This is a genomic window from Sinorhizobium mexicanum (assembly GCF_013488225.1).
GTDB lineage: Bacteria > Pseudomonadota > Alphaproteobacteria > Rhizobiales > Rhizobiaceae > Sinorhizobium > Sinorhizobium mexicanum.
On record NZ_CP041238.1, the window covers coordinates 4032552 to 4055976 of the forward strand.

The window sequence follows — 23425 nt, forward strand, 5'->3', positions numbered from 1 at the left end:
AGGGCGGTTACCGACCGCCGCTGACGTTGAGAATTGCCCCCGTCACATAGGTCGCCTTATCCGACAGGAGATAGAGAATTGCATCGGCAACCTCGCCGGCCGTGCCGGGACGTTGCATGGGGATCGAAGGCGCCATGTCGCGGGCGCGGTCCGGCAGCCCGCCGGAGGCGTGAATGTCCGTCTCGATGATGCCGGGGCGCACCGCATTCACGCGAATGCCCTCCGCCGCCACTTCACGCGCCAGGCCGACGGTAAAGGTGTCGATCGCGCCCTTTGCGGCGGCATAGTCGACATATTGCCCGGGTGAGCCCAGAATGGCCGCCATGGACGATAGGTTGACGATCGAGCCGCCACGCCCACCATGACGCGTCGACATCCTGAGCACTGCTTCGGCCGCGCAGCGGATGGAACCGGTCACGTTGACACGGAACATACGGTCCAGCCGTTCGGGAGAAATCTCGTCGATGCGCTGCGGCGGGCCGACAATGCCCGCATTGTTGACGAGCCCGTCGAGACGGCCGAATGCGGCGTCGACGGCAGAGAAGAGCGCCTTCACGCCGGCTTCGGAACCGACGTCCCCTTCGACGGCGATTGCGGCGCTGCCCGCTGCCTCGACCGCACGCACCACCTCTTCCGCGGCCTGCCGGTTCGAGGCGTAGTTGACGGCGACACGCCAGCCTTCGCTTGCCGCTGCGATGCAGACAGCGGCACCGATGCCGCGGCTGCCGCCCGTGACGAGAAGAACGTGCCCGTCGCTCATGCGGCGCATCCCTTGAACGCAAAGACGTCGGAGCTATCGGCGTTCGCCTTGCCCTCGCCCCAGGCGCTCGAAGTGCGCAGCGATGGACCGAAACCGGGGAGCAGTATCTGCTCGGCCGCCGGCGCGTCCTCCGCCTGAAGCACGCCGATGTGGCCGGCCCTGTCGACGATATAGATCGCGCCCTGCCAGACGGTGCAGGCCTCAAGCTCCGCGCCGGTGACGTCGCCTGTCGGGCAATCATGCATGACGATGCCGTTCGCACGCAGCGGCTCGCCGGACTGCATCACGACGCCGTCGAGCGACAGACGGGTCTTGCCGACCGTAACCTTGAAGTGATTGCTGGTGACGGCGCTTTCCGAGCCGACCGGCTCGAATCGCAACTCGTAGGTGCCTGCCGGATCGGCATAGATCGCATGCGCCTGGACGCACTCGTCCGCAAGGGCGGGTGCGGCGGCCAGGATGGTCGCGAGCGAAGCGAGGAGAGCGTTCCAGCGCTTCATCGTCAGGCAACCTTCTCGGTCGCGAGTTTCAACCCGAGCCCGATGAAGACCACGCCGCTTGCCCGGTCGATCCACTTGCTCGCCCGCGTGAAGGCCGCCCGCATCGGCGGCGTCGTCATGAACAGACTGACGCCGACGAACCAGAGGATCAGGCAGCTTGCCATGACGAGGCCATAGCCGAACTTGACCATCATCGGCGTATGCGCGCTGACGACCGTCGAGAAGATCGACAGGAAAAAGAACACCGCCTTCGGGTTGAGCGCATTGGCGGCAAAGCCGAGGCCAAAGGCCTTCGCCGCCGACTGCTCGTTACCCGCCTTGGCCTCTCCCGCGTCGACCGCGATCTCCGTCTGACCCGCGCGCAGGGCCTTGATGCCGATGTAGACGAGGTAAGCGACGCCGCACCATTTGACGATGTTGAAGAGGTAGATCGACTGGGAAATGATCAGCCCCAGGCCGAGGATCGTGTAGGTGACATGGAACATCAGCGACGTGCCGATGCCGAACGACGTGATGATCGCCGGGCGCCGCCCGTGCACGAGCGACTGTCGCATCACCATGGCGAGGTCGGCACCGGGGGAAACGATGGCGAACGAGAAGATCGCCATCAGCGATGCGAGTTCGATCAGGTAGTGGCTCATGCTTTTGCGACCGGTGCGTTGAGGGCCCAGATGTGGCCGAAGGGATCCTGGATGCGCGCATAGCGTGCTTGCCAGAACGTATCCTGCGGCTCCATCACTGTCGATGCCCCGGCGGCCATAGCCTTGGCATAGGCCTGATCCACATCATCGGGTTTCGGAAGGTTGATATTGATCGCGACGCTGGCGCCGCCGGCCGTCTTGGGCGAGCTGATGCTCATGCCGAATTCCGGAAACTCGTCGTGCAGCATGATCTCGCCGCCGAAGAGGGCCAGATTGGCGTGCATGACGCGCTTGCCGTCTTCGGACATCTGGTGAAACGTGTTTACCGCACCAAACGCCTTTTCATAGAAGGCGATGGCGGCAAGGCCGTGCTTTACGCAGATATGCGCCTGGATCGGGGGAACGTTCGGTTCGAATGCCATGCTTTTCTCCTCGGTCTAGATGAGAATGCCTGCAAGGATCAGCGCCAGCCCCATCGCCGAGACAGCCCAGATCGCGGAGCGAACACGCCCGAGCCCGCCGACATAGACCGGCAGATAGACGGCTCGCGCCCAGAACCAGATACCGGCGCCCCACTGCGTCAGCAATCCGCTGCGCCCGGTAAACTCTACCACGACCACCAGTACGATGAAGATCGGATAGGTCTCATGAAAGTTGCGGAGCGCGCGGCCGGCGCGCGCTGTCAGCATGTTCGGCTGTTCTTCCACGTCGCGGTTGGGATCCTGATCCATGACGCCGTGCTGCAAACGGTATGCGCCCGCCTGCGTCATCATATAGACGAAAGCCAGCACTGCGCTTGCGAGCAGGTAGATCAGTTCCAGCGACATCCGCACATCCGCAAGAAGGAAACGGGGGCTCTCGCCCCCGCCTGTCCTAGAGGTCGAGCACCAGGCGTTCCGGATCTTCGAGGCTCTCCTTGACGCGCACCAGGAACGTAACCGCCTCCTTGCCGTCAACGATGCGGTGATCGTAGGAGAGTGCGAGATACATCATCGGACGGATGACGACCTGTCCACCGATCGCGACCGGCCGGTCCTGGATCTTGTGCATGCCGAGAATACCGGACTGCGGCGCGTTGAGGATCGGCGAAGACATCAGCGAGCCATAGACACCGCCGTTCGAGATGGTGAAGGTGCCGCCCTGCATGTCGGCCATCGAAAGCGCGCCATCGCGGGCGGCCTTGCCGAGGCGACCGATTTCCTTCTCGATCTCGGCGATCGACATCTGGTCGGCATCGCGCACGATCGGCACGACAAGGCCCTTGTCGGTACCGACAGCGACGCCGATGTGGCAGAAATTCTTGTAGATGACGTCGGTGCCGTCGATCTCGGCGTTGACCGCCGGCAGTTCCTTCAGCGCGTGCGTGACGGCCTTGGTGAAGAAGCCCATGAAGCCGAGCTTGACGCCGTGCTTCTTCTCGAAGATGTCCTTGTACTTGTTGCGCAGGCTCATCACTGCGCTCATGTCCACCTCGTTGTAGGTGGTGAGCATCGCGGCGGTGTTCTGCGCGTCCTTGAGGCGCTTGGCGATCGTCTGGCGCAGCCGTGTCATCTTGACCCGTTCCTCGCGCACGGCGTCCTCGGCGGGCGCCGGTGAACGCGCCTGGACCTTCGCCGGCTCGGCGGCGGGAGCCGAAACCCCCTTGGCGAGAGCGGCGATCACGTCACCCTTCAGCACCTGGCCACGCTTGCCGGAACCGTCGATCTGCTCGGCGGCGATGTTGTTTTCCGCGATGAGCTTGGCGGCAGCCGGAGCCGGCGGCATCGACGTCGGCGCCTGCTGTGCCGGCGCGGGAGGGGCAGGCTGCGGGGCCGGAGCGGCAGCAGCGGGTTCAGCCTTTTTCTCGGCCGGAGCCGGAGCAGCAGCGGCGGCTCCGGCGCCTTCGGCGATCTGGCCGAGCAGCGCTCCGAGGCCGACGGTCTCGCCCGCCTGCGCCACGATTTCGGAGAGCGTGCCGGCGGCCGGTGCCGGAACTTCGATCGTCACCTTGTCGGTCTCAAGCTCGAGGATCGGCTCGTCGGCCTTGATCGCATCGCCGACCTTCTTGAACCAGGTCCCGACGGTCGCTTCGCTGACGGATTCGCCAAGAGTGGGAACGCGGATTTCTGTTGCCATGATTTTTGTTCCGTTGATCAGATATCTGTTTCTAGCTCTTTGAGTTACGCACTTCCGGACGGAAAACCGCTACGCACTTTTCCTGGAAGTGCTCTAGCGATTGGCAGACCGTGGGGAGCCGATCAGCCCCCCAGCGCGTCCTCGAGGAAGGCGGCAAGCTGCGCCATATGCTTGGACATCAGGCCGGTTGCCGGCGAAGCGGCGGCCGGACGACCGGTGTAGCGCACCCGCTGATACTTTGCATCGATATGGGCGAGCACCCATTCGAGATAGGGGTCGATGAACGACCAGGCGCCCATGTTCTTCGGCTCTTCCTGGCACCATACCATTTCTGCATTGCGGAAGCGGCTGAGCTCGTTGATCAGCGCCTTGGCCGGGAACGGATAGAGCTGCTCGACGCGCAGCAGGTAGATGTCGTCGATCCCGCGCTTCTCGCGTTCCTCGAGCAGGTCGTAATAGACCTTGCCGGTGCAGAGCACGACGCGGCGGATCTTCGAGTCCTTCTGCAGCTTGATCGGGCCGTCCTTGATGACTTCCGCATCGTCCCACAGCAGCCGGTGGAAGGAGCTCTCGCCCGCCATTTCCGAAAGGCTGGAGACCGCCCGCTTGTGGCGCAGCAGCGACTTCGGCGTCATCAGGATCAGCGGCTTGCGGAAGTCGCGCTTCACCTGGCGGCGCAGGATGTGGAAGTAGTTCGCCGGCGTGGTAACGTTGGCGACCTGCATGTTGTCTTCCGCGCAGAGCTGCAGGAAGCGTTCGAGGCGTGCGGAGGAGTGCTCCGGCCCCTGGCCTTCATAACCGTGCGGCAGCAGGCAGACGAGGCCGGACATGCGCAGCCACTTGCGTTCGCCGGACGAGACGAACTGGTCGAAGACCACCTGAGCACCGTTGGCGAAGTCGCCGAACTGAGCTTCCCACAGCGTCAGCGCATTCGGGCGGGCCAGCGAATAGCCGTATTCGAAGCCGAGCACCGCCTCTTCCGAGAGCATCGAGTTGATGACCTCGTAGCGCGCCTGGGTCGGCGACAGGTTGGCGAGCGGAATATAGCGCTCTTCCGTCTGCTGATCATAAAGAACCGAGTGGCGCTGCGAGAACGTGCCGCGCTCGCAGTCCTGGCCGGAGAGGCGGATCTTGGTGCCTTCTGTGACGAGCGTGCCGAAGGCGAGCGCCTCCGCCATCGCCCAGTCGATGCCCTCGCCGGTCTGCACCATGCCGGCGCGATTTTCCATGAAACGCTGGATCGTGCGGTGGGCGTTGAAGCCAGCCGGGATCTCCGAAATCTTGCGGCCGACTTCCTTGAGCTGCTTCATCGGCACCGAGGTCTTGCCGCGGCGCTGCTCATCCTGGTTGTCGGCCGTGCGCAGGCCCGACCAGACGCCGTCGAGCCAGTCGGCCTTGTTCGGCTTATAGGACTGGCCTATCTCGAACTCCTGTTCGAGATGAGCGCGCCAATCCGCCTTCATCTTCTCGACCTCGCCCTCGGTCATCAGACCTTCGGCGACCAGCCGTTCGGAATAGAGCTGGACGACCGTCTTGTGGGCGCGGATGGCCTTGTACATCTTCGGCTGCGTGAACGCCGGCTCGTCGCCCTCGTTGTGGCCAAAGCGGCGGTAGCAGAACATGTCGACGACGACCGGCTTGTGGAACTTCATCCGGAACTCGGTCGCGACCTTGGCGGCATAGACGACGGCTTCCGGGTCATCGCCATTCACGTGGAAGATCGGCGCTTCGATCATCTTCGCGACGTCCGACGGATAGGGCGAGGAGCGCGAGAAGGCCGGGTTCGTGGTGAAGCCGATCTGGTTGTTGATGATGAAATGCACGGTGCCGGCAACGCGGTGGCCGCGCAGGCCCGAGAGACCGAGGATTTCTGCGATGACGCCCTGGCCGGCGAAGGCCGCGTCGCCATGCAGCAGAAGCGGCATGACCTTGACGCGTTCGCGCAGCGGAATGATGTCGCCCTCGAAGACGGTCGCCATCTGGTCCTGCTTGGCGCGCGCCTTGCCCATGACGACCGGGTTGACGATCTCGAGATGCGACGGGTTCGCCGTCAGCGACAGGTGCACCTTGTTGCCGTCGAATTCGCGGTCGGACGAAGCACCGAGGTGATATTTGACGTCGCCGGAACCTTCCACGTCATCCGGCGCATAGGAGCCGCCCTTGAACTCGTGGAAGATCGCGCGATGCGGCTTGGCCATGACCTGCGACAGCACGTTGAGGCGGCCGCGGTGGGCCATGCCGAGCACGATTTCCTTGAGGCCTTCCTGGCCGCCGCGCTTGATGATCTGTTCGAGCGCGGGGATCAGCGATTCGCCGCCGTCGAGGCCGAAGCGCTTGGTGCCCTTGTACTTGACGTCGATGAACTGTTCGAAGCCCTCGGCTTCGACGAGCTTCTGCAGGATCGCCCGCTTGCCTTCCGGCGTGAATTCGACGCCCTTGTCCGGACCTTCGATGCGGGCCTGGATCCAGGCCTTCTCCTCGGGGTTGGACATATGCATGAACTCGACGCCCATCGTCGAACAGTAGGTCCGCTCGAGGATCTCGACCATTTCGCGCACGGTCGCGTATTCGAGGCCGAGCACGTTGTCGATGAAGATCTTGCGGTCGTAGTCCTTTTCCTCGAAGCCGTAGGACTTCGGCGAAAGCTCGTCGTAGTCCTCGACGGGGTCGGCGAGACCGAGCGGGTCGAGCTTGGCATGCAGGTGACCACGCATGCGGTAGGCGCGGATCATCATGATGGCGCGAACCGAATCGCGCGTCGACTGATGAACTTCCGCTTCGCTGACCGGTACGCCCGTGACGGCGGCAGCTTCCTCGACCTTGGCCTTGACCTTCTTTTCGATGACCTTCTCGACGACGCCCCAGTCGCCGTCGAGAGCGGACACGAGTTCGCCATTGGCGGCGATCGGCCAGTTGCTCTTTTTCCAGGAGGCACCCTTGGCGGCCTTCACCACGTCCTCTGGCCGGTCGGCGAGCGCCTTGAAGAAGGATTGCCATTCGGACGAAACGGAGGACGGATCCGCTTCGTAACGCGCATAGAGCTGCTCGATATAAGCAGCGTTGGCGCCATCCAGAAACGATGTGAGCTGGAATTGCTCGTTGGCCTCTTGCCTTGTCATGGTCTTTCGCGAACCCTCGGTTCGCCTCCTGACTGAAGTTGGGGTGCCGGGTCTTCCCGGTCGTTCATGTTATTCGGCGCTTTTACTGCACCAAGCTTGCGTCATTAATGGGTCGGGCGGGGGCCGGCAGCTGATGCCGGCCACACGCCTCGCTGTTGGAATCTCAGCCCTTCAGGACTTCGACCAGCGTCTTGCCGAGGCGAGCCGGCGACGGCGAAACGCGGATACCGGCCGATTCCATCGCCGCGATCTTGTCCTCCGCGCCGCCCTTGCCGCCGGAGATGACGGCGCCGGCATGGCCCATGGTGCGGCCGGGAGGGGCCGTACGGCCGGCGATGAAGCCGACCATCGGCTTCTTGCGGCCGCGCTTGGCTTCGTCCTTCAGGAACTGCGCTGCGTCCTCTTCGGCCGAACCGCCGATTTCACCGATCATGATGATCGACTTGGTCTCGTCGTCGGCGAGGAACATCTCCAGCACGTCGATGAACTCGGTCCCCTTGACCGGATCGCCGCCGATGCCGACAGCGGTGGTCTGGCCGAGGCCTTCGTTGGTGGTCTGGAAGACGGCTTCGTAGGTGAGGGTACCGGAGCGCGACAGCACGCCGACCGAACCCTTGCGGAAGATGTTGCCCGGCATGATACCGATCTTGCATTCGTTCGGGGTGAGCACGCCCGGGCAGTTGGGGCCGATGAGACGCGAGGAGGACTTCTCCAGACGCGCCTTGACCTTGACCATGTCGGCGACCGGGATGCCTTCGGTGATGCAGACGATCAGCGGGATTTCCGCGTCGATCGCCTCGATGATCGCAGCGGCCGCACCGGCCGGCGGAACATAGATGACCGATGCGTTGGCGCCGGTTGCGTCACGGCCTTCGGCTACAGACGCGAAGATCGGGAGTTGTTCGCCCTTGGCGCCGGCCCAGGTCTCGCCACCCTTCTTCGGATGGATGCCGCCGACCATCTTCGTGCCATGATAGGCGAGCGCCTGTTCGGTGTGGAAGGTGCCGGTCTTGCCGGTCAGGCCCTGAACGAGGACCTTGGTGTCTTTGTTGATCAGGATGGACATCGGCCTCAGGCTCCCTTCACGGCTGCAACGATCTTCTGGGCGGCATCGTCCAGATCATCGGCGGAGATGACGTTGAGGCCCGATTCATTGATGATCTTCTTGCCAAGCTCGACATTCGTGCCTTCGAGGCGAACGACGAGCGGCACCTTGAGACCCACTTCCTTGACGGCGGCGAGCACGCCTTCGGCGATGACGTCGCACTTCATGATGCCGCCGAAGATGTTGACGAGAATGCCCTTCACGGCCGGATCGGCAGTGATGATCTTGAAGGCGTGCGTCACCTTCTCCTTCGAAGCGCCGCCACCGACGTCGAGGAAGTTAGCCGGCTCGGCGCCGTAGAGCTTGATGATGTCCATCGTCGCCATGGCAAGCCCGGCGCCGTTGACCATGCAGCCGATGTTGCCGTCGAGTGCGACATAGGCAAGATCGTGCTTGGAGGCTTCGATTTCCTTCTCGTCCTCTTCCGTGGTGTCGCGCAGCGCGACGACGTCCTCGTGGCGGAAAAGCGCGTTGCCGTCGAAGGAGACCTTGGCGTCGAGCACGCGCATGCGGCCGTTCTTCATGACGATCAGCGGGTTGACCTCGAGCAGGCTCATGTCCTTCTCGACGAAGGCCTTGTAGAGGATCGGGAAGAGCTTTTCGGCATCGGCACGCGCCTCGCCTTCGAGCTTCAGCGCGTCGGCGAGCGTCTTCAGATTGTCCGCAGTGACAGCCTTGTCCGGGTCGATCGCAACCGTAACGATCTTTTCAGGCGTATGCTCGGCAACCGCTTCGATGTCCATGCCGCCCTCGGTCGAAACGACGAAGGCGACCTGGCCGACGGAGCGATCAACGAGGATCGAGAGATAGAGTTCGCGGTCGATGTCGGCGCCATCCTCGATATAGAGGCGGTTCACCTGCTTGCCGGCCGGACCGGTCTGCTTGGTCACCAGGGTGTTGCCAAGCATCTCCTTTGCGTTGGCGACCACCTCGTCGACGGACTTCGCGAGGCGCACGCCGCCCTTGGCATCGGGGCCGAGTTCCTTGAACTTGCCCTTGCCGCGACCGCCGGCATGGATCTGGCTCTTGACCACGTAAAGCGGTCCCGGCAGCTTCTTCGCGGCGGCTTCCGCTTCGTTGGCGGAGAAGATCGCGACGCCTTCGGCGACCGGCGCGCCATAGCTCTTCAAGAGAGCCTTGGCCTGATATTCATGAATGTTCATGGGGTTGTTCCTGTCTGATTGGCCGGATGGCGGTTACTTCAGGCTGGGTGCGATGTTGATGCAGGCTTCGCAAAGGCCCGCGACCGCTGCCACAGACTTGTCGAAGGCATCCTTCTCGCCCTTGTTGAGGTCGATCTCGATGATGCGCTCGACGCCGCCGGCGCCGATGATCGTCGGCACGCCGACATACATGTCCTTGACGCCGTACTGGCCGGAAAGGTGAGCCGCGCAGGGAAGCACGCGCTTCTTGTCCTTGAGATAGGCTTCCGCCATCTCGATCGCGGAAGCAGCCGGTGCGTAGTAGGCCGAGCCGGTCTTCAAGAGGCCGACGATTTCGGCGCCGCCGTCACGGGTGCGCTGGATGATTTGCTCGAGGCGGTCCTTGGTGACCCAGCCCATCTGGATGAGATCGGTCAGCGGAATGCCGGCGACGGTCGAATAGCGGGCGAGCGGCACCATCGTGTCGCCGTGGCCGCCCAGCACGAAAGCCGTGACGTCCTGGACGGATACGTTGAATTCCTGGCTGAGGAAAAGGCGGAAGCGGGCCGAGTCGAGCACGCCGGCCATGCCGACGACCTTGTTCTTCGGCAGGCCGGAGAACTTCTGCAGCGCCCAGACCATGGCGTCGAGCGGGTTGGTGATGCAGATGACGAATGCGTTGGGCGCATATTTCTTGATGCCTGCGCCGACCTGCTCCATCACTTTCAGGTTGATGCCGAGCAGATCATCACGGCTCATGCCGGGCTTGCGCGGCACGCCCGCGGTCACGATGCAGACGTCGGCGCCTTCGATGGCAGAATAGTCGCTCGCGCCCGTCAGCGATGCATCGAAACCTTCGACCGGGGACGACTGTGCGATATCGAGTCCCTTGCCCTGGGGAATGCCATCGGCGATGTCGAACAGGACAATGTCGCCCAGTTCCTTCAGGCCGGCGAGATGCGCCAGCGTGCCACCAATCATCCCTGAGCCGATAAGTGCGATCTTGTTGCGCGCCATGAAAGTGCTTCCTTTGTGATCCCAATATGATCGAGGCCTGGAACGCGGCAAACGCCAAACCTTCGCGAAAGCCCTTAAACGGCAAATGGTAAAATATCAACGCATACTTTTCGACAGAGCAAATTCAATCGGTTAGAAGATAAAATTCTTACGTAAACGTAAGATTGTATGTCACCATTGCGTCATCAAACGGCCGTTCTTACCGGATGTTGCGCCGCATATTCCTCGCTCTGCATCTCGATCAGGCGCGACACGGTACGGTCGAACTCGAAGCCTTCGGTTCCTTTTTTCGCGGTCAGCAGCTGATGCGGCTCGGCCGCGGCGGAAGCGAACAGGCGCGCGCCCTGGTCATAGAGGGCATCGACGAGGATGATGAATCGCTTAGTCTCGTTGCGCAGGTGAGGGCCAAGATGTGGGACGTGGTCGAGGAAGATAGTGCTGTATTGGCCGAGGATGGCAAGATAGTCGGCGGCACCGAGTGGCTGCGCGCAAAGGTCGGCGAAGGTGAACCGGGCGCTGTGGCCAGACGCCGATGGCACGCGGATCTTACGGCCCTTGCGGCTGATCTCCGCCGGGGCCTCCGGGGTCCCGCGGGTCTCGCAGTACCAGGCGCGCGCCATCGCCGCCTCCGCCTCCGGGCCGAGCGGCGAAAGCCAGACCGGGTTTCCCTCCGTCTTCTGCAGGCGATAATCCGTCTCGGTATCGAGCGAGACGATCTCCGCGTTCGCCTTCAACAGGTCGATGAAGGAGAGAAAGAGGCCGCGATTGAGGCCGTCGCGATAAAGATCGCTCGGCTCGACGTTGGAGGTCGCGACGAGAACGCATCCCTTGGCGAAGAGCTCGCCGAACAGGCGCGCCAGAATCATCGCATCGGCGATATCGGTGACCGAGAATTCATCGAAGCACAGGAGTCGCGCCTCGCCGAAGAGCTCTGAGGCCACCGGCGGGATCGGGTCTGCCTGCTTCGTCTCGCCATTCTTGAGTTTCTGGCGATGCTTGTAGATGCGCTCGTGCACATCCGCCATGAACGCGTGGAAATGCGCCCGACGCTTGCGCTGGATCGGCACGGCGTCGAAGAACATATCCATCAGCATCGTCTTGCCGCGACCGACGCCGCCATGGATGTAAAGACCCTTCACCGGAGCTTGTTCCTTCTTGCGCGAGGCAAAGAGCCAGCCGAGCGCATTGGACTTGCGCGACGGCCTGCTGGCAAGCAGCTCCGCCGTCAGGTGATCGAGCCGCCGCGCGATCGCAATTTGCGCCGGGTCGCGCTGGCGCTCTCCGGTGGCAACGAGCGTTTCAAGCTTGTGAAGAATGCTGTCGTCTGGGTTGAGCACGCGGCACCCAAGGTGAGCCAGGAACACTATCGATGAGTGAGGCGCGGGATGGAGCGAAGACTGCTCACATGTCCTCATCCCGCGTCGCATCCGGCTGAGCGCCGGGGTGTTGAGGCGTCAGCGGCTGAGGCTGACCGGCTGTCCGCCGTTGGTCGAACCGTCGAAGCGCGCGTCGGCGGTCTTGTAGAGGCGGGCGATCGGATTGCCGCCCCGGTCCTTGAGCACCACCTGCTTGCCTGCGACTTCCCAGGAGCCCATCGTCGTCAGCTCGCCGGCGCAGCCGCGCGTACCGCCGCGCGATCCGCTGCCGAGGTTCGTCAGCGTCAGGAACATGTCGCAGGAGCTGCCGGCGCTCGACACACGCCAATTGCCGACCATCGATTCCTTCGTCACGTCGAGCGCGTTGGGGGCGGCGGCAACTTGCGTGCCGGCCGGCGCGCCGCCGGGTGCGGCGGTGCCGGCGTTGGGTGCCGCCGGGAACTGCGAGGTATTCGTCGTCGGATCCGGGAGTTGGCTCGACGAAACCGTCGGAACGGGCTGCGCCTGCAGCGGAGCAGGTGAAACATCCTGAGAACCGAAACCACCCATGGATGTCCGCTGGCATCCGGTCAGCGCAAGCACAACCGCCAGCCCCGCCGCCGCATGAAAAACCCGCATGTCTCTTACCCCCGATATATTCATCGAACCATGATGCAACGCGATAATAATGGCCGAACTACAGCAAATCCACCTGTCAAATCAAGGGAAGGCATTTCAGCAGTACCTGTTGCACGATTGAAACGCCGGGCCAGATGGGTGCGCTGCGCGTCCCTGCCCGCGAAACATACGTCAAGGCCTGGTGGCGCAAATACAATCAATGATTGACGCCGGCGTAGGCACGGTCGCCCCACAACGCCTCGACCGTCCGGTTCCGGCCGCAGCCGTTTCTGTAGTACCAGTAGCGAATGGGGTTTCGGGCGCCGAAGTCCTGATGATAGTCCTCGGCCGGCCAAAATTTCGCGGCACCTTCCACCGGCGTGACGATCGGCTTTCCGAGTTCGGCCTCGGCCTTGATCTTTCCGGCCTTCGCGTCCATCGCCTGCCGCTCGTCGAGCGCGTAGATCGCGGTTGTGTAGGCAAAGCCGCGATCGCAGAACTGGCCGCCGCCGTCGGTCGGATCGGTCGTGTGGAACAGCACCGAGACAAGCGTCGAATAGGAAACCCTGTCCGGATCGAACTTGATGCGGACGACTTCGCGATGGCCGCCCTTCACGTAGTCCTCATAGGTCGGATTGGCGCTTTTACCGCCGGCATAACCCGAAATCGTCTCGAGAACACCAGGCACGCCGTCGAAGTCGGTCTCCACGCACCAGAAGCAGCCGCCGGCAAACAGCGCAAACTGCGGCTCGGCCGCTCGCGCCGGCAAAGACAGCAAGCAACCGGCGGCAAGTGCAAGCAGCAAGTGATTCATCGCAATCTCCGATCCCCACCTAAAGCTATGAGGACCGCCGAAAGTTTCAAAATCAAATGCCGACACGGGGCCGTGAAGTTCGTGAAATACACCAGAGCGGGGACGAGAAAAGGCGCGCGGTTTTCCGCTCGCAACCTGCTCTAAAGAGTCGATGACGTTTATGATCTCGGGTCGATTCGACCTGAAATCATCTCGATCTGGCGGCGGGCCGGACAGCCCGCCGTCGAAGCCGAAAACAAAAGTGGCCGGGAATCAGACCCTGCGCTCGACCAGCATCTTCTTGATTTCGCCGATCGCCTTGGCCGGGTTAAGCCCCTTCGGACAGGCCTGGGCGCAGTTCATGATCGTGTGGCAGCGGTAGAGCCGGAACGGATCCTCGAGATTATCGAGCCGCTCGCCGGTCGCCTCGTCTCGGCTATCGATCAGCCAGCGATAGGCCTGCAGGAGAACGGCGGGACCGAGATAGCGGTCGCCGTTCCACCAGTAGCTCGGACAGGAGGTCGAGCAGCAGGCGCAAAGAATGCATTCGTAAAGGCCGTCGAGTTTCAGCCGGTCCTCATGGCTCTGCTTCCATTCCTTGGCAGGCGTCGGCGAAACCGTCTTCAGCCAGGGCTCGATCGAGCGGTGTTGCGCATAGAAATTGGTGAGGTCCGGCACCAGATCCTTGACCACCGGCATATGCGGCAGCGGGTAGATCTTCACCGTTCCCTTGATCTCGTCCATACCCTTGGTGCAGGCGAGCGTGTTGGTGCCGTCGATGTTCATCGCGCAGGAACCGCAGATGCCCTCGCGACAGGAGCGGCGCAGCGTCAGCGTCGGATCGATCTTGTTCTTGATGTAGAGCAGGCCGTCGAGCACCATCGGACCGCAGTCGTCGATGTCGATGTAGTAGGTGTCGACGCGCGGGTTCTTGCCGTCGTCCGGATTCCAGCGATAGACGCGGTATTCACGCAGGTTCGACGCGCCGACCGGCTTCGGCCAGACCTTGCCTTCGTTGACCTGCGAGTTCTTGGGAAGTGCGAGTTCAACCATGTGCCTTAGTCCTCGAGATCAGTACACGCGCGCCTTCGGGGCGATCTTGTTGGGATCGATGCCCTCGGCGATCAGGTCGGTGTGAACCGGGCGATAATCGAGCCGGACATCGCCGGCCTCGTTGACCCAGGCAAGCGTATGCTTGCGCCAGTTGACGTCGTCGCGCCCGCCGAACGGGCCTTCAGTGTAATCCTCGCGCGCATGCGACCCGCGGCTCTCCTTGCGTGCCTCGGCGCCGTAGATGGTCGTGATGGCATTGGCCATCAGGTTTTCCAGCTCCAGCGTCTCGACAAGGTCGGAGTTCCAGATCATCGAGCGGTCGGTGACCTTGACGTCGGAAAGCTCCTTCCAGATTTCCGACAGGCGTCGGCAGCCGGATTCGAGCGATTCCTGCGTCCGGAAGACGGCGGCGTCGTCCTGCATGGCCCGCTGCATCTTTTCGCGCAGTACCGCCGTCGGCGTCCTGCCATTGGCGTGACGCAGGCGATCGAAGCGCTCGACGATGCGGTCGCAGGCAGCCGTGTTGAGCGCCGGAATCGATTCGTTGCGGTCGATGATCTGGCCGGCGCGGATCGCCGCGGCGCGACCGAAGACGACGAGGTCGATCAGCGAGTTGGAGCCAAGGCGGTTGGCGCCGTGAACCGAGGCGCAGCCCGCTTCGCCGACCGCCATCAGGCCGGGCGCGACGCGCTCAGCGTTCTGGCCATCGGCGTTCAAGACCTCGCCCCAATAGTTGGTCGGGATGCCGCCCATATTGTAGTGGACGGTCGGCAGCACCGGGATCGGCTCGCGGGTGACGTCAACGCCAGCGAAGATCTTCGCGCTCTCGGAAATGCCCGGCAGCCGTTCGTGCAGCACGGCCGGATCGAGATGGTCGAGGTGCAGGAAGATGTGGTCCTTGTTCTTGCCGACGCCGCGGCCCTCGCGGATTTCCAGCGTCATGCAGCGCGAGACGACGTCGCGCGAGGCGAGATCCTTGGCCGACGGGGCATAACGCTCCATGAAGCGCTCGCCTTCCGAATTGACGAGATAACCGCCTTCGCCGCGCGCACCTTCGGTGATCAGACAGCCGGAGCCATAGATGCCGGTCGGATGGAACTGCACGAACTCCATGTCCTGGAGCGGCAGGCCGGCGCGGGCGATCATGCCGCCACCGTCGCCGGTGCAGGTATGCGCTGACGTCGCCGAGAAATAGGCGCGGCCATAGCCGCCCGTCGCCAGCACCACCATCTTCGCCGAGAAGCGGTGGATCGTGCCGTCATCGAGGTTCCAGGCGACGACGCCGGTGCAGCGCCCGTCGTCCGACATGATCAGGTCGATGGCGAAATATTCGATGAAGAATTCGGCATTGTTCCTGAGCGACTGGCCGTAGAGCGTATGCAGGATCGCATGGCCGGTGCGGTCGGCAACCGCGCAGGTGCGCTGCACCGGCGGACCTTCGCCGTAATTCTGCATGTGGCCGCCGAAGGGGCGCTGGTAGATCTTGCCTTCCTCGTTGCGCGAGAACGGCACGCCGTAGTGCTCGAGCTCATAGACCGCCTTCGGCGCTTCCATGGTGAGATACTGCATGGCGTCGACGTCGCCGAGCCAGTCGGACCCCTTGACCGTGTCGTAGAGATGCCACTGCCAGCTGTCGGGCGTCATGTTCTGCAGCGACGCGGCGATGCCGCCCTGGGCCGCGACCGTGTGCGAGCGCGTCGGGAAGACCTTGGTGATGCAGGCGGTCTTGAGGCCCTGCTCGGCCATGCCGAGGGTAGCGCGCAGGCCTGCGCCACCGGCGCCGACGACGACGACGTCGAAGGCGTGGTCGACATATTGGTAGGCCCTGCCGTTTGCAGCGGGTGAACTGATCGATGCCATGGCGAAATTACCCTGCAAAAGCGATCTTCAGGATGGCGAAAAGACAGAGCCCGCCGACCGCGATCGCGAAAAATGTGTTGAGCATGAGGAGAGCGATCTTGATGCCTTCCGCATGCACGTAGTCTTCGATGATCACCTGCATGCCGAGCTTCATATGGGTGAGACCGGAAAGGAGAACGAGACCCATGATCACCGCGACGAACGGATTGGAGAGCGCCGCGACGACCTCCGCATGGGGAGCGCCGGCATAGCGGGCCACGAAGAAAGCGAAGAAGATCAGCAGCGGAATGTTGGAGACGGCCGTCAGGCGCTGGCGCCAGAAATGATCGGTCCCCTCCTTGGCGGAGCCGAGGCCGCGAACCTTGGCGAGAGGTGTGCGCATGTCCATGTCGTATTTCCTCAGTACCGAACCAGATAGCCGATCACCCAGATCAGCAGCGTCAGGGAAACCGATCCGATGATCGTGGCCTTCGCCATCTTTGTCGCGAAATGCTTCTCGTAGCCGTAGCCGAGATCCCAGATGAAATGGCGGATGCCGCCGAGCATGTGATGAACGAGGGCCCAGGTGTAGCCGAAGAGGACCAGCTTGCCGATCCACGTGCCGAACAGCCAGCTGACCCAATCGTAATAGGTGGCACCGGAGGCTGCGGCGATCAGCCACCAAGCTACGAGGATCGTGCCGAAATAGAGGGCGCCCCCGGTAATGCGATGCACAATCGACATCACCATGGTGGGGATAGGTTTGTAGATTTGAAGATGCGGCGAGAGCGGCCGGCTTCTTGTGACATCCGTCATCGGAACCTCACGGTGTGACCGGATTGCCGCGCTTCAAAAACTGGAGCGCGTTAGTCCGGTATCGCACACGATTGTGCGCAATTCAGTCATTCGGACCTTTAATCACCCTAAGGCTTAACGACAAGTATGCTTACGGAGCAAAATGAATAAAATCGATTAGACGAAAAACGGCATTTTTCAGCCCTGCTGAGACACAGGAGCGAATTAACGATAAGCCGAGAAAACATAAGCAAATCCGTGACATTTGCCCGCAACTGGCCCAGGATGAATTAACGATTTGTTAAGGATGGTTCGGAGGGCACGGCAGAATGAATCTGTTGCGAGTGGTCGGTGCGACCAAAGTCCTGGTGCTGGCTTGCGCTCTGGCGATGCCTGTCGGCCTGCCGGCAGCAGCGGCGAACGGAGCGAGCTTTGGCGACGTTCAGACCCGCACACGCCATGTCAGGCTCAAGCATGGCTTTGGCTTCCATGGCTTTCGCAAATCCCACGGCCAGCGGTTTTTTGCCGGCCATCGCCGGCACCGCTCCGTCATGTCCGGCATCGATGATTTCCCCGCCTTCACTTCGCAGGGCCTGCCCGACGTTCAGATCCGCACCCGGCACGTACGGCTGAAGCATCACTTCAACCGCTTCGCGAGGCGTGATTGGCGCCGCGACCACGGCGTGGTCGTGATCGGCGGTGGATACGGCTTCGGGCCATACAACGGTGTAGGGTCCTATGGCGGCGAGGACTTTCCTTCGGTGACGCCCGGGATCGGAACCTATGCCGGCGGCATTTCCGCTTTCCGACAAGAGGGCAACGGCATCTATTTCAGCCAGTACGGCGACTACAATTATTATACGGAGGGCGCTGCAGACCCCGCGCCGCCGTTGAAGCGCGCGAAGATCATCGTCGTATCGCCGCAACCGAACGACCGCGCGTGCTCGTGGGAGCACGGCGTCTGTGTCATCCGGCCATAGGCCACGAGCGACAGACGAAAGAGTATGTAACGGCCTTCCGTTCGGAAACCGCGCAGTTTCAAAGAGCGGCATCGGTCTTGGCCGGCTCGAATTCCCAGACGGTCGTGCGCTTCACCTCGCTGTCTTCGAGCGCCCGCGTGACCGGCACTTCATAGGTCGCGAGCGCCGTCATCATCTGCCGCGGGCAGTAGGCGCGCCCCGGGTCGCCGACGAGCACGGCGGCCCCCGCTCCCGCCAGTCCGGCAAGCCAGGGGCGAAGCAGGTCGGCAAAGCCTTTGTCATAGAAGACGTCGCCGGCGAGATAGACATCGGCGAGCTTCGGTTCACCGATGATGTTGCGATCGCTGAACCCGATTTCGACCCCGTTCAACGCCGCATTCAGCCGTACAGCGGTCTCCGCCCAGGGATCGATGTCGACGGCCAGCACGTAAGAGGCGCCGGCCTTCATCGCCGCAATCGCGACGAGGCCGGAGCCGGAGGCGAAATCGATGACACGGCGGCCGCGCACGCTTTCCGGGTGATCGAGGACATAACGCGCAAGACCCTGCCCGCCCGCCCAGGCGAAGGCCCAGAACGGCGGCGGCAGACCTATCTCCTCAAGCTCCTCCTCCGTCTTCAGCCAGAGATCGTGCGCTTCGCTCGCGAGTCGCAGCCGGATCTCCGGGACATGCGGCGGCGAGAGAATGCCCGTGTTGGCGCGGATGAAGCTTTCGGGATCAGTTTTCAAGAAACGCTCCGAGCGTGATCCGAAAAGTGGGAACCGGTTTTCGGATAAATCACGCAGAAAAACAAAGCTAGCAAACAAAGCTAGCGCGGCGGGTTGTCGAGCCCGCCCATGCGGCAGACTTCGATCCACTCGTCATCGGTGACCGGCTGCACCGAAAGCCGCATCGAGGTCACGAGCGACATCTTGGCGAGCTTCGGGTTTTCCTTGATCTCCTTGAGAGAGACCGGACGCGGCACGTCCATGACGGCACGGATATCGACGCAGTCCCACCGGGCATCGCCTTCAGCGGTGGAGTCGGGGTGCGAGAGCGCACAGACCTCGGTGATCCCGACGATCTCCAGGCCCTCGTTGGAGTGATAGAAGAAGCCCTTGTCGCCGATCTGCATAGCCCGCATGTTGTTGCGGGCGAGGTAGTTGCGAACGCCGGTCCACTCGGTACCCTTTTCACCGGCGTCCTTCTGCATCTGCCAGGACCATTTGGCCGGTTCGGATTTGTACAGCCAGAAAGCCATCGCCTCATGCCTCCGGATTGTTGATGACCCAGTTGTAGGCCTTGATCTCGACATTCGAAAAAAGACCCGCCTTGGCATAGGGATCGGCCTCGCTGATCGCCTTCGCCTCTTCAAGCGTCTCGGCCTTGACGATCGCCATGGTTCCCGTCGGCTTGCCATCCTCTCCGAGAAACGGTCCGGCAATCTTGAGGATGCCCTTGGCGTTGAGATCGTTGAGATAGGCGAGGTGATCGGGACGCGTATCCAGCCTGAGCTGCAGCCCGCCGGGCTTGTCCGTGCATAGAAGTGCGAAGAGCATGGTTCCTCCTGACGTTATCAACCGGAGCGGGAGGCCGGCGGAAAACCGCTTCATCCCGCTGCCGAATCATTCCTGGGTGATTGGACGCGACATCAACTGCTCCAGGGCGGTGCGGACATCGAGCCTTCCATCGATGATGGCAGCGACCGCCTCGGTAATCGGCATGTCGACGCCCAAGTCGTGCGCAACGCGGGCGGCGACCGACGCGGCAAAGGCGCCTTCGACCAGTTCGCCGCCTTGTCCGCTCGCTGGCCCGTCCCTGCCGAGCGCAATACCGAAGCGCAGGTTGCGCGACTGATGGCTCGTCGCCGTAAGGACAAGGTCGCCGAGCCCGGAGAGCCCGCGCACCGTATCGGGTTCGCCGCCTTGGGCAACGACGAAACGCGACATTTCCGCAAGACCGCGGGAGATCAGCGCAGCGCGGGCCGAATCGCCAAGACCCGCGCCTTCGACGATGCCGCAGGCGATCGCCAACACGTTCTTGAGTGCTCCGCCGAGTTGTACGCCGATACGGTCCGCCGAGGGGTAAAGCCGGAACGTGCGGCCGGAAAGCGTTTCAGCGAGTTCCGTCGCGGTCTCGCTGTCGCGCGCCGCAACGACCATCGCCGTCGGCAGGCCCTTGGCGATATCGGCGGCAAAACCCGGACCGGACAGCACACCGATCTTGTGGCCCGGCAACTCCTCGTCGAGCACATCGGTCAGGAGCCGGCCGGTCGATTGCTCCATGCCCTTGGCGCAGGTGACGACTGTCGCATCGGTGCCGATCCGGGCTCCGTAGCTGCGAGCGGCGGCGCGATGCTCCTGCGAGGGCATGGCGAAAAGGACGATGTCGGCGTCCATGAGCGCCGCGGTATCGGAGGAAAAGGCAAGTTCCGCCGGAAGCGGTATGCCGGGCAGAAATGCGTCGTTCCGGCGCGTGCGGTAGCACTCCTCGACCATCTCCTGTCGGCGCGCAAGCAATGTCACCTGGGCATTGCCGGTGGCTGCCGCGACGGCAGCGAGTGCGGTCCCGAAGGCTCCTGCTCCAACCACGACGATCTTCGGTTTTTCGCTCATTTTATCCATCATGCCTTGGCGCCGCGCTTGCCGGAACCGATCAATGCCTGCGCTTGGTTGTCGAGCGGCCAACGCGAGCGCGGCGCAACGTCGAGACCATCCGCCGCCAGCCCCGCCGCCAGCCGCTCGGCGCCGGCCCAGGCGATCATCGCCGCATTGTCGGTGCAAAGCTGAAGCGGCGGCGCCACGAAGCGGAAGCCGTTCTGGTCGCAAAGTTCCTGAAGCGTCGCCCGCAGTTCCTGATTGGCGGCAACTCCACCGGCTACCACCAAAGCGGGTTGCTCGACGGTGGCGAACTCGCCCTTGAACCGCTTCAGCCCGCGCCCGACACGGTCCTTGAGCGTGCGTGAGATGGCGCGCTGGAACGAGGCGCAGATGTCGGCGATGTCCTGCTCTGTCACGGGCTCCAGCGATTGCGCCGCCTGGCGAACCGCCGTCTTCAGGCCGGAGAAGGAAAAGTCGAGCCGCGCGTCGCCGACGAGCGGGCGCGGAAAGTCGAAGCGCTTGGGATCGCCCGTTCGGGCCGCGCGCTCGACCGCGGGGCCGCCCGGATAGGGGAGGCCGAGCAGCTTGGCGGTCTTGTCGAAGGCCTCGCCGAGCGCGTCGTCGATCGTCGTGCCCCAGCGTTCGTAGTCGCCGACGCCCTTCACCAGGATCAATTGCGTGTGGCCGCCCGAGACCAGCAGCATCAGATAGGGGAACGTCAGGCCATCGGTCAGCCGCGCCGTCAGCGCGTGGCCCTCGAGGTGGTTGACGGCATAAAGCGGTTTGCCGGTCGCCCGCGCGATCGCCTTGCCGGTCATCAGGCCGACGATCAGCCCGCCGATCAGGCCGGGACCACTTGTCGCAGCAATCGCGTCGATGTCCTGGAGTTTGACGCCGGCGCGCAGCAGCGCCTCTTCGATCAGCGTATCGAGCGCCTCGACATGGGCGCGTGCGGCAATCTCGGGAACGACGCCGCCATAGGCGCTATGCTCTTCCAGTTGGCTGAGCACGACATCGCCGAGGATCCGGCCGCTGCCGTCCTTTTCCCGCAGCACGACCGACGCCGCGGTTTCGTCGCAGCTTGTTTCGATGCCGAGGATACGCAGGGGCGCGGACATAGGTGGTCTACTCAAAGATTGCGGTCGAACGGAAAGGTGGGTACACCGATCTCCGGTAACAATGGATGACCAAGGATGCAAACGAAACCTTTCCGTATCGGCACGCGCGGCAGCCCGCTGGCGCTCGCCCAGACGCATGAAACGCGCGACCGGCTGGCCGCCGCTCATGGTCTGCCGCCGGAAATGTTCGAGATCGTGATCCTGTCCACCAAGGGAGACCGGATCACCGACCGATCGCTTTCAGAAATCGGTGGCAAGGGCCTGTTCACCGAGGAACTCGAACAGCAGCTTTTGTCGGGCGAGCTCGATTTCGCCGTGCATTCGTCGAAAGACATGCCGACGAAGCTCCCCGACGGGCTATTTCTCTCCGCCTTCCTGCCGCGCGAGGACATTCGCGACGCCTTTGTCGGGCGGACGGCACAGAAACTCCTGGACCTGCCGCGCGGCGCTACGGTCGGTTCGTCGTCGCTGCGTCGTCAGGCGCTCATTCGCCGCCTGCGGCCCGACATCAACGTGATCACCTATCGCGGCCAGGTCGAAACGCGGCTGCGCAAGCTCGCCGAAGGCCAGGTCGACGGCACGCTGCTCGCCTATGCCGGCTTGAAGCGGCTCGGCATGACCGACGTGCCGACGGAACTGCTCGATCCGGAGGAGTTCCCGCCGGCGCCGGCGCAAGGGGCGATCTGTATCGAAAGCCGCATCGGCGACACGCGGGTCAACACACTGCTTGCCGCCATCGACGACCCGCGCACCCACGAGGCCGTCGCCTGCGAACGCGGTTTTCTAGCGACGCTCGACGGTTCCTGCCGCACGCCGATCGCCGGCCACGCCCAATCGGACGGCACGCATATCCGCTTCGCGGGCATGATCCTGACGCCGGATGGCGCAACCTGTCATCGTATCGCCATAGAGGGCAAGGCGGCGGAGGCGACCGAACTCGGACGGAAGGCGGGAGAGGACATCCGCGCCAAGGCGGGGCCGGGATTCTTTTCGAGCTGGATGTGAGCCGATGCGCGTGCTCGTCACTCGGCCGCGCCCGGCCGCTGCCGCGACGGCGCTGAAGCTCGAGGCGATGGGCCACGAAGCGATCCTGTTGCCGCTGATGCAAGCGGAGCATCTCGTGGCCGCTGTCGGGACCGCATTGAAGCAAAGCCATGGCGCCATCGCGCTGACAAGCGCGGAAGCAACCCGCGTGCTGGAGGCGCTGGATCACGCGCTCAAACCGCACCTTGCAACACCGCTCTTCTGCGTCGGCGAGGCGACCGGCCGCGCCGCTGCGGACCTCGGTTTCACGGACATTCATGTCGGACCGGGGACGGGCGAAGGTCTCGCCGAACCGATCGCGGCCGCGTTCCCCTTGGGGCCGCCCGAACCATTGCTCTATCTTGCCGGTTCGCCTCGCTCCGATGGCCTCGAACGGGCGCTACGGCAGCGCGGCATCGATCACCGTACCGTCGAATGCTACCGGATGACGCCAGTCGACCATCGTTCGGACGAGCTCTCCGGTCTTCTGCGCGCGGGGCAGGTTGACGCCGTACTGCTCTATTCCCGTGAAAGCGCGCGGCAGTTTACCACCCTGCTGTCGCGGAGCCGTCTCAGCGCCGCGGCGTTATCCCGGCGCTATCTCTGCCTGAGTGCATCGATCGCGGAGGTTTTGCCGCCGGACGCAGCGACAGAAATCGCGGCATTACCCGACGAGGAGCATCTTCTGAGGCGGCTTTGAGCCCGCGCGCGAAGTGCTATCTGCGCGCAATCAGGTTCAGGGCGTGAACAGCAAAGCCGGCACCGGTTTTCCGCGAACGTGCCGCCCTTCGATCGGGTCATCTAGCGGCATTTCCGCCAAAAACGGAGTTGGGGGCTTTCCCTCAGGAGTTCGCCTGACTAGGTTTGTCATGAT

General features: G+C 63.2%; 25 protein-coding genes. 3 read left to right on the forward strand and 22 right to left on the reverse strand.

Annotated features, from left to right (window positions below; all coding sequences use genetic code 11):
- Window positions 1–7: 7 nt before the first annotated feature.
- From FKV68_RS18930 to sdhC, 17 genes are all read right to left on the reverse strand, one after another.
- A complete protein-coding gene (locus FKV68_RS18930) occupies window positions 8–760 on the reverse strand; it encodes an SDR family oxidoreductase (protein WP_180939304.1) in 753 nt (250 codons plus the stop codon).
- Entirely contained in the window at window positions 757–1260 is a 504-nt protein-coding gene (locus FKV68_RS18935; RefSeq protein ID WP_180939305.1) for a hypothetical protein, read from the reverse strand. The genes FKV68_RS18930 and FKV68_RS18935 overlap by 4 nt, the downstream gene beginning before the upstream one ends.
- 2 nt (window positions 1261–1262) lie before the next feature.
- Entirely contained in the window at window positions 1263–1901 is a 639-nt protein-coding gene (locus FKV68_RS18940) for a LysE family transporter (RefSeq protein WP_180939306.1), read from the reverse strand.
- Window positions 1898–2323, reverse strand: coding sequence for a VOC family protein (locus FKV68_RS18945; protein ID WP_180939307.1), 426 nt, complete (start codon window positions 2321–2323; stop codon window positions 1898–1900). Before FKV68_RS18945 ends, FKV68_RS18940 begins: the two co-directional genes overlap by 4 nt.
- 15 nt (window positions 2324–2338) lie before the next feature.
- Window positions 2339–2728, reverse strand: a complete 390-nt coding sequence (locus FKV68_RS18950; RefSeq protein WP_180939308.1) for an MAPEG family protein — start codon at window positions 2726–2728, stop codon at window positions 2339–2341.
- A 46-nt stretch (window positions 2729–2774) separates the two neighbouring features.
- The gene (odhB, locus tag FKV68_RS18955; protein ID WP_180939309.1) at window positions 2775–4016 is read right to left on the reverse strand and encodes a 2-oxoglutarate dehydrogenase complex dihydrolipoyllysine-residue succinyltransferase; all 1242 of its coding nucleotides are present in this window, start codon (window positions 4014–4016) and stop codon (window positions 2775–2777) included.
- Between the two features lie 122 nt (window positions 4017–4138).
- Entirely contained in the window at window positions 4139–7135 is a 2997-nt protein-coding gene (locus tag FKV68_RS18960) for a 2-oxoglutarate dehydrogenase E1 component (protein ID WP_180939310.1), read from the reverse strand.
- 163 nt (window positions 7136–7298) lie between these two features.
- Window positions 7299–8201, reverse strand: a complete 903-nt coding sequence (gene sucD, locus FKV68_RS18965) for a succinate--CoA ligase subunit alpha (protein WP_180939311.1) — start codon at window positions 8199–8201, stop codon at window positions 7299–7301.
- Between the two features lie 5 nt (window positions 8202–8206).
- Window positions 8207–9403 carry an ADP-forming succinate--CoA ligase subunit beta gene (gene sucC, locus FKV68_RS18970; RefSeq protein ID WP_180939312.1) on the reverse strand — a complete coding sequence of 399 codons (1197 nt, stop codon included), beginning with the start codon at window positions 9401–9403 and terminating at the stop codon, window positions 8207–8209.
- Between the two features lie 33 nt (window positions 9404–9436).
- Complete coding sequence (gene mdh, locus FKV68_RS18975; RefSeq protein WP_180939313.1) at window positions 9437–10399, reverse strand: malate dehydrogenase; 963 nt, start codon at window positions 10397–10399, stop codon at window positions 9437–9439.
- 185 nt (window positions 10400–10584) lie between these two features.
- On the reverse strand, window positions 10585–11736 hold the full coding sequence (gene zapE / locus FKV68_RS18980; protein WP_180939314.1) for a cell division protein ZapE: 1152 nt from the start codon (window positions 11734–11736) through the stop codon (window positions 10585–10587).
- Between the two features lie 117 nt (window positions 11737–11853).
- On the reverse strand, window positions 11854–12393 hold the full coding sequence (locus FKV68_RS18985) for a protease inhibitor Inh/omp19 family protein (RefSeq protein ID WP_180939315.1): 540 nt from the start codon (window positions 12391–12393) through the stop codon (window positions 11854–11856).
- Between the two features lie 196 nt (window positions 12394–12589).
- A complete protein-coding gene (msrA, locus tag FKV68_RS18990; RefSeq protein WP_180939316.1) occupies window positions 12590–13186 on the reverse strand; it encodes a peptide-methionine (S)-S-oxide reductase MsrA in 597 nt (198 codons plus the stop codon).
- Between the two features lie 252 nt (window positions 13187–13438).
- Complete coding sequence (locus FKV68_RS18995; RefSeq protein WP_180939317.1) at window positions 13439–14218, reverse strand: succinate dehydrogenase iron-sulfur subunit; 780 nt, start codon at window positions 14216–14218, stop codon at window positions 13439–13441.
- An 18-nt stretch (window positions 14219–14236) separates the two neighbouring features.
- Complete coding sequence (sdhA, locus tag FKV68_RS19000) at window positions 14237–16078, reverse strand: succinate dehydrogenase flavoprotein subunit (protein WP_180939318.1); 1842 nt, start codon at window positions 16076–16078, stop codon at window positions 14237–14239.
- Between the two features lie 7 nt (window positions 16079–16085).
- Window positions 16086–16466: a succinate dehydrogenase, hydrophobic membrane anchor protein gene (gene sdhD / locus FKV68_RS19005; protein WP_180939319.1), complete on the reverse strand. Its 381-nt coding sequence runs from the start codon at window positions 16464–16466 to the stop codon at window positions 16086–16088.
- Between the two features lie 11 nt (window positions 16467–16477).
- Window positions 16478–16873, reverse strand: a complete 396-nt coding sequence (gene sdhC / locus FKV68_RS19010; RefSeq protein WP_180939320.1) for a succinate dehydrogenase, cytochrome b556 subunit — start codon at window positions 16871–16873, stop codon at window positions 16478–16480.
- Between the two features lie 308 nt (window positions 16874–17181).
- Between sdhC and FKV68_RS19015 the strand changes: the two genes are divergently transcribed.
- Window positions 17182–17832: a hypothetical protein gene (locus FKV68_RS19015; RefSeq protein WP_180939321.1), complete on the forward strand. Its 651-nt coding sequence runs from the start codon at window positions 17182–17184 to the stop codon at window positions 17830–17832.
- A 58-nt stretch (window positions 17833–17890) separates the two neighbouring features.
- Here the strand turns inward: FKV68_RS19015 and FKV68_RS19020 are convergent, their stop codons facing one another.
- The 5 genes from FKV68_RS19020 to tsaD all read right to left on the reverse strand — a co-directional run bounded on the left by FKV68_RS19020 (window position 17891) and on the right by tsaD (window position 21528).
- Entirely contained in the window at window positions 17891–18559 is a 669-nt protein-coding gene (locus FKV68_RS19020) for a class I SAM-dependent methyltransferase (protein WP_180939322.1), read from the reverse strand.
- Between the two features lie 80 nt (window positions 18560–18639).
- Window positions 18640–19071, reverse strand: coding sequence for an EVE domain-containing protein (locus tag FKV68_RS19025; protein WP_180939323.1), 432 nt, complete (start codon window positions 19069–19071; stop codon window positions 18640–18642).
- 4 nt (window positions 19072–19075) lie between these two features.
- Window positions 19076–19369 carry a YciI-like protein gene (locus FKV68_RS19030; protein WP_180939324.1) on the reverse strand — a complete coding sequence of 98 codons (294 nt, stop codon included), beginning with the start codon at window positions 19367–19369 and terminating at the stop codon, window positions 19076–19078.
- Window positions 19370–19435: 66 nt separating this feature from the next.
- Window positions 19436–20425 (reverse strand): NAD(P)H-dependent glycerol-3-phosphate dehydrogenase, encoded by a 990-nt coding sequence (locus FKV68_RS19035; RefSeq protein ID WP_180939325.1) that lies wholly within the window; start codon window positions 20423–20425, stop codon window positions 19436–19438.
- Window positions 20426–20433: 8 nt separating this feature from the next.
- A complete protein-coding gene (tsaD, locus tag FKV68_RS19040) occupies window positions 20434–21528 on the reverse strand; it encodes a tRNA (adenosine(37)-N6)-threonylcarbamoyltransferase complex transferase subunit TsaD (protein WP_180939326.1) in 1095 nt (364 codons plus the stop codon).
- A 75-nt stretch (window positions 21529–21603) separates the two neighbouring features.
- Between tsaD and hemC the strand changes: the two genes are divergently transcribed.
- Together hemC and FKV68_RS19050 are read left to right on the forward strand one after the other, a co-directional pair.
- The gene (gene hemC, locus FKV68_RS19045; RefSeq protein ID WP_180939327.1) at window positions 21604–22533 is read left to right on the forward strand and encodes a hydroxymethylbilane synthase; all 930 of its coding nucleotides are present in this window, start codon (window positions 21604–21606) and stop codon (window positions 22531–22533) included.
- Between the two features lie 4 nt (window positions 22534–22537).
- Window positions 22538–23251: a uroporphyrinogen-III synthase gene (locus FKV68_RS19050; RefSeq protein WP_180939328.1), complete on the forward strand. Its 714-nt coding sequence runs from the start codon at window positions 22538–22540 to the stop codon at window positions 23249–23251.
- The last annotated feature ends 174 nt before the right edge of the window (window positions 23252–23425 follow it).

Bases quoted from the DNA above. Each gene is read 5' to 3' on its own strand.
- sdhD (WP_180939319.1), bottom strand. From the start codon at position 16,466: ATGGACATGCGCACACCTCTCGCCAAGGTTCGCGGCCTCGGCTCCGCC.
- tsaD (WP_180939326.1), bottom strand. From the start codon at position 21,528: ATGTCCGCGCCCCTGCGTATCCTCGGCATCGAAACAAGCTGCGACGAA.
- sdhA (WP_180939318.1), bottom strand. From the start codon at position 16,078: ATGGCATCGATCAGTTCACCCGCTGCAAACGGCAGGGCCTACCAATAT.
- FKV68_RS19030 (WP_180939324.1), bottom strand. From the start codon at position 19,369: ATGCTCTTCGCACTTCTATGCACGGACAAGCCCGGCGGGCTGCAGCTC.
- FKV68_RS19025 (WP_180939323.1), bottom strand. From the start codon at position 19,071: ATGGCTTTCTGGCTGTACAAATCCGAACCGGCCAAATGGTCCTGGCAG.
- FKV68_RS18950 (WP_180939308.1), bottom strand. From the start codon at position 2,728: ATGTCGCTGGAACTGATCTACCTGCTCGCAAGCGCAGTGCTGGCTTTC.
- hemC (WP_180939327.1), top strand. From the start codon at position 21,604: ATGCAAACGAAACCTTTCCGTATCGGCACGCGCGGCAGCCCGCTGGCG.
- FKV68_RS18945 (WP_180939307.1), bottom strand. From the start codon at position 2,323: ATGGCATTCGAACCGAACGTTCCCCCGATCCAGGCGCATATCTGCGTA.
- sucD (WP_180939311.1), bottom strand. From the start codon at position 8,201: ATGTCCATCCTGATCAACAAAGACACCAAGGTCCTCGTTCAGGGCCTG.
- FKV68_RS18935 (WP_180939305.1), bottom strand. From the start codon at position 1,260: ATGAAGCGCTGGAACGCTCTCCTCGCTTCGCTCGCGACCATCCTGGCC.
- FKV68_RS19035 (WP_180939325.1), bottom strand. From the start codon at position 20,425: ATGAGCGAAAAACCGAAGATCGTCGTGGTTGGAGCAGGAGCCTTCGGG.
- FKV68_RS18930 (WP_180939304.1), bottom strand. From the start codon at position 760: ATGAGCGACGGGCACGTTCTTCTCGTCACGGGCGGCAGCCGCGGCATC.
- FKV68_RS19015 (WP_180939321.1), top strand. From the start codon at position 17,182: ATGAATCTGTTGCGAGTGGTCGGTGCGACCAAAGTCCTGGTGCTGGCT.
- FKV68_RS18960 (WP_180939310.1), bottom strand. From the start codon at position 7,135: ATGACAAGGCAAGAGGCCAACGAGCAATTCCAGCTCACATCGTTTCTG.
- sdhC (WP_180939320.1), bottom strand. From the start codon at position 16,873: ATGACGGATGTCACAAGAAGCCGGCCGCTCTCGCCGCATCTTCAAATC.
- FKV68_RS18995 (WP_180939317.1), bottom strand. From the start codon at position 14,218: ATGGTTGAACTCGCACTTCCCAAGAACTCGCAGGTCAACGAAGGCAAG.
- FKV68_RS18985 (WP_180939315.1), bottom strand. From the start codon at position 12,393: ATGCGGGTTTTTCATGCGGCGGCGGGGCTGGCGGTTGTGCTTGCGCTG.
- sucC (WP_180939312.1), bottom strand. From the start codon at position 9,403: ATGAACATTCATGAATATCAGGCCAAGGCTCTCTTGAAGAGCTATGGC.
- FKV68_RS19050 (WP_180939328.1), top strand. From the start codon at position 22,538: ATGCGCGTGCTCGTCACTCGGCCGCGCCCGGCCGCTGCCGCGACGGCG.
- odhB (WP_180939309.1), bottom strand. From the start codon at position 4,016: ATGGCAACAGAAATCCGCGTTCCCACTCTTGGCGAATCCGTCAGCGAA.
- msrA (WP_180939316.1), bottom strand. From the start codon at position 13,186: ATGAATCACTTGCTGCTTGCACTTGCCGCCGGTTGCTTGCTGTCTTTG.
- FKV68_RS18940 (WP_180939306.1), bottom strand. From the start codon at position 1,901: ATGAGCCACTACCTGATCGAACTCGCATCGCTGATGGCGATCTTCTCG.
- mdh (WP_180939313.1), bottom strand. From the start codon at position 10,399: ATGGCGCGCAACAAGATCGCACTTATCGGCTCAGGGATGATTGGTGGC.